This is a genomic window from Tepidimonas sp. (assembly GCF_036824975.1).
GTDB lineage: Bacteria > Pseudomonadota > Gammaproteobacteria > Burkholderiales > Burkholderiaceae_C > Tepidimonas.
Genome location: NZ_DAISZC010000102.1, coordinates 1 through 4,146 on the forward strand (window position 1 = coordinate 1; position 4,146 = coordinate 4,146).

Consider the following 4,146-nt stretch of genomic DNA (forward strand, 5'->3'; position numbering starts at 1 on the left):
TCTTCATGAAGAACTGGGAGGATGACGACGACAGCGCGTACTGCTCCAGCCGGCAGGACTGGCTGGACGCCGCCGCGGTGGCCGACGTGATCGGCATCGACATCGAGCACGTCAACTTTGCTGCCGAGTACAAGGACCGGGTGTTTGCCGAGTTTTTGCGCGAGTATGAGGCCGGTCGCACCCCAAACCCCGACATCCTGTGCAACGCCGAGATCAAGTTCAAGGCGTTCTTGGACCATGCGATGCGGCAGGGGGCGGACAAAATCGCCACCGGGCACTACGCGCGCGTGCGCTGCGTGGCGTCGGATGGGCAGCTGCGCGACGTGGCCACCGCCAGCGCCGCCGACGGGCGTTTCGAACTGCTCAAGGGCGTCGATCCGACCAAGGACCAAAGTTACTTCCTGCACCGGCTGACGCAGGCGCAGCTCAGCCGTACGCTGTTTCCGGTGGGGCATTTGCACAAGAGCGAGGTGCGCCGCCTCGCCGCGGACATCGGCCTGCCCAACGCGCGCAAGAAGGACTCGACGGGCATTTGCTTCATCGGCGAGCGGCCGTTTCGCGAGTTTCTGCAGCGCTACCTCAGCGGCACGCCGGGGCCGATCGTCGATGAGCACGGGCGCCAGATTGGCCGCCACGTGGGCCTGAGCTTTTACACCCTGGGCCAACGCCAGGGGCTGGGCATCGGGGGCCTCAAGGGCGGGGATGCGGGGCGGGGTGCGGGCGAGCACGCGCCGTGGTTCGTGGCGCGCAAGGATCTGGCCACCAATACGCTGTGGGCGGTGCAGGGGCACGACCACCCGTGGCTGCAGTCGCCGCGTCTGCGGGCGGCGGACGCGAGCTGGATCGCGGGCACACCCCCCATGCCGGGCCGCTATACGGCCAAGACGCGCTACCGGCAGACGGACGCCGCCTGCGCGCTGGCGCTGACGCCCCAAGGCTTCGAGCTGGCGTTCGATGCGCCGCAGTGGGCCGTCACGCCTGGACAAAGCGCCGTGCTGTACGACGGCGAGGTGTGTTTGGGGGGGGGCGTGATTGTGTCCGCCAGCGCCACCGAGCGGCCGCTGCCAGCGCTGCAGCTGCCGGCTTCGGCGCGCGCGGCGCGGCGCCGCGTCGGGGCGCGTCTGAGGCGCCCACTGTCGTGAGCGGGCGCATCCCCGTGGATGCGGTGGCGCAGCGTTGGTCCGCGCCCTGACGATGGAGGGCCACCGACGATGACGCCGGGCCGCTGGAGCGAGTGGTTTCCGATCCTGCGCTGGGGGCGGACGTATGGACGCGCCCAGCTGCTGGCCGACACCACGGCGGCGCTGGTGGTGACGCTGTTGCTGATTCCCCAGGCGCTGGCGTATGCGGTGTTGGCGGGCATGCCGCCGGTCACCGGCCTGTACGCCAGCATGCTGCCGATGGTGGTGTATGCGCTGATGTGCAGCAGCACGGTGCTGGGGCCCGGGCCGACGGCGCTGCGCTCCATCATGTCGCTGGGTGCGGTGGGGTCGGTGGCGGCGGGCAGCGCCGAATTTGTTGCCGCCAGTGCGGTACTGGCGGTAATGGTGGGGGTGGCGCTGCTGCTGATGGGGGCGCTGCGTATGGGCTTTATGGCGGCGTTTCTGAGCCGTCCGGTGCTGGCCGGTTTTATGACCGCTGCCGGGGTGCTGATTGGGCTGGGGCAAGTGCCCCATCTGCTGGGGGTGCCGCTGCGCACCGACACCGTGGGCGCATTTGCGGCGAGCCTGGCCGGCGCGCTGCCGCAGCTGCACCCGCTGACGCTGGCGGTGGGCGCGGCGGCGCTGGTGCTGCTGTGGGGGGCGCGGCGCGTGGTGGCTGCCGCGCTGCGCGCACTGGGCGTGCCCGCTGCCGCGGCCGAGCTGGCGGCCAAAGTCTCGCCGCTGGCGGTGATGGCGCTGGCCATCGGGCTGACGCGGTCGTTGGGCTGGGCACAGCAGGGGCTGGCGGTGGTGGGTGACATTCCGGCCGGTCTGCCCGCGCTGTCGCTGCAGCCACTGGTGCAGGTGGGCCCCACGATGTGGCAGGCCTTGCTGGTGCCTGCGCTGCTGATTGCCGTCATGACCTTTATCGAGCAGATTTCGGTGGCGCAGAACTTGGCCGCACGGCGCGGCGAGCCGCTGGACGCCAACGCCGAGATGCGCGCGATGGGGGCGGCCAATGTGGCTGCGGGCCTTAGCGGCGCGTTTGCGGTGGGCGCCAGCTTTGGGCGCACCGCCGTGGTGGCCGACAGCGGGGGCCGCACCCCCGCCGTGGGGCTGATCGCCGCTGGGCTACTGGCTGTCGTGGCGCTGGCCTTCACACGTTGGCTGCACGACCTGCCGTTGGCGGTGCTGGCGGCCATCATCTGGGTGTCGCTGGGCACGCTGATGGACTGGCGCAGCTTCGTCGTCAACTGGCGCTACGCGCGTTCCGACTTTGCCGCGCAGGCGCTGACCTTCGTCGCGACGCTGACCACCGACCTGGTGACCGGGCTGACGGTGGGGGTGATTGCCTCGCTGGCGCTGCACCTCGCGCGCAGCAGCCGCCCGCACATCGCGGTGGTGGGCAACGTGCCGGGCACCGAGCACTACCGCAATGTGCGGCGGCACGCGGTGGTTACGCATCCGCATATCCTGGGCCTGCGCGTCGATGAGAGCCTGTTTTTTGCCAACGCGGGCTATCTGGAGGCGCGCGTTGCCGAAGAGCTGGCTACGCACCCCGGGGTGCGTCACGTGGTGCTGCAGTGCGCGGCCGTCAACGACATCGATGCCAGCGCGCTGCAGAGCCTGCAGCAAATCAACGAACGCCTGCAGCGCGCAGGGGTGCGGCTGCACTTGAGCGAGGTCAAGGGGCCGGTGATGGACCGGCTGCGGCGCAGCGACTTCCTGCAGCGCCTCAGCGGACAGGTGTTCCTGACGCACCACCAGGCGGTGCAGGCGCTACTGCACGACGGTGACGCGGCGCGTTGACGCCGTGGCCCACCGCCCGGCACCGAAACCCGGCATGTACTCCCGCCATTGACTGCCGACCCTCACACCCGGCGCAACAGGCGCACGTGCATGGGGCGCACGAAGGTAGCGCCATCGGGCCCCAGGTGCGGCTCGAAGGCGGCGCGCACACGCTCGGCCAGTTCGGGCGTGATGCGGTGGTCGGCGAAGGTCGGGTACAGCATGCGCTGCGCAAAATCGGCCCAGTCGCGGTAACGCACTGGCTGTGCGAAGCGCCGCTGGGCCAGCGCTTGCCAGGGGTGGCCACGCGCCACGGCCCGATCCAGCGCTGCCTGGGCCGCGGCGCGCACCTTACCCTCGTCGTTGTAGAGCCGCACGATCTCGTTGAGGGCGCCGCCATAGATGGGCTCGCTCACGTACAGCCAGCCCCCGGGTCGCACCACGCGCGCCACCTCCTGCAGCGCTGCGTCCATGGCGACCAACGGCACGTGGTGCAGGCTTTTGAGCATCAGCGCGCCGTCGAAGTGGGCGTCGGGAAAGGGGATGGCCTCGGCGCCGGCGGCGACGAACGTCAGCCCCGCCTGCGGCTGCGCGAGGTTGCGCGCGTGCTGCACCGCATCCACCTCCAGCCCCACCACGTGGCTGCCGGGGTAGCGCTGCACCAGTGTGCGCGCCAGTCGCGCCGGCCCGCAGCCCAGCTCGATCAACCGCGTCCCCGCCAACGGCACCAGGCTGGCCAGCACATCAAGCTCGTCGTCGATGAGCGGTAGCCGGTCGGGGTCGAGGGGGGCATCGACGGCTGTGCCGCTCGGGGTGCGCGCGTCGGTGGCGGCTGCGGCGCTGGTGCGTGTATTGATCATGTGCTCGGCCAGCGCGCCCAGGGCCTGCAGCAGTGCCTCGCGCAGACCGGTGTCGGCCACCTGTTCCGTCAGCGCGGTGCGCATGCACAGCATCCAGGCGTCGCGCTCGGCCGGTCCAATGGCGTACGGCAGATGCCGCATGCGCAGGCGCGGATGGCCCTTTTTCTGTTCGTACAGCGGGGGGCCGCCCAGCCAGCCCGACAGAAATTCGAACAGGCTCTGGCGCGCGCCACGCAGGTCGTCGGGGTGGATGCGGCGCGCGGCCCAGGCCTCGGGCAGCGTGTCCATCAGGTCGTAGAAGCGCTGCACCAGGCGCTGCACGCCGTCGGCACCGCCGAGGGCCTCATAGGGGGTCG

The 4,146-nt window shown here is 70.7% G+C and carries 3 protein-coding genes; 2 read left to right on the forward strand and 1 reads right to left on the reverse strand.

The window, feature by feature from the left end:
• The coding region (gene mnmA, locus V7Z54_RS09520) for a tRNA 2-thiouridine(34) synthase MnmA (protein WP_334136137.1) at positions 1–1,142 on the forward strand (1,142 nt) is incomplete at its 5' end.
• A 69-nt stretch (positions 1,143–1,211) separates the two neighbouring features.
• Positions 1,212–2,951 carry a SulP family inorganic anion transporter gene (locus V7Z54_RS09525; protein ID WP_334136138.1) on the forward strand — a complete coding sequence of 580 codons (1,740 nt, stop codon included), beginning with the start codon at positions 1,212–1,214 and terminating at the stop codon, positions 2,949–2,951.
• A gap of 62 nt (positions 2,952–3,013) precedes the next feature.
• On the opposite strand, the gene V7Z54_RS09530 is transcribed toward V7Z54_RS09525, so the two are convergent.
• A partial coding sequence (locus V7Z54_RS09530; RefSeq protein ID WP_334136140.1) for a globin domain-containing protein occupies positions 3,014–4,146 on the reverse strand: 1,133 nt, incomplete at its 5' end.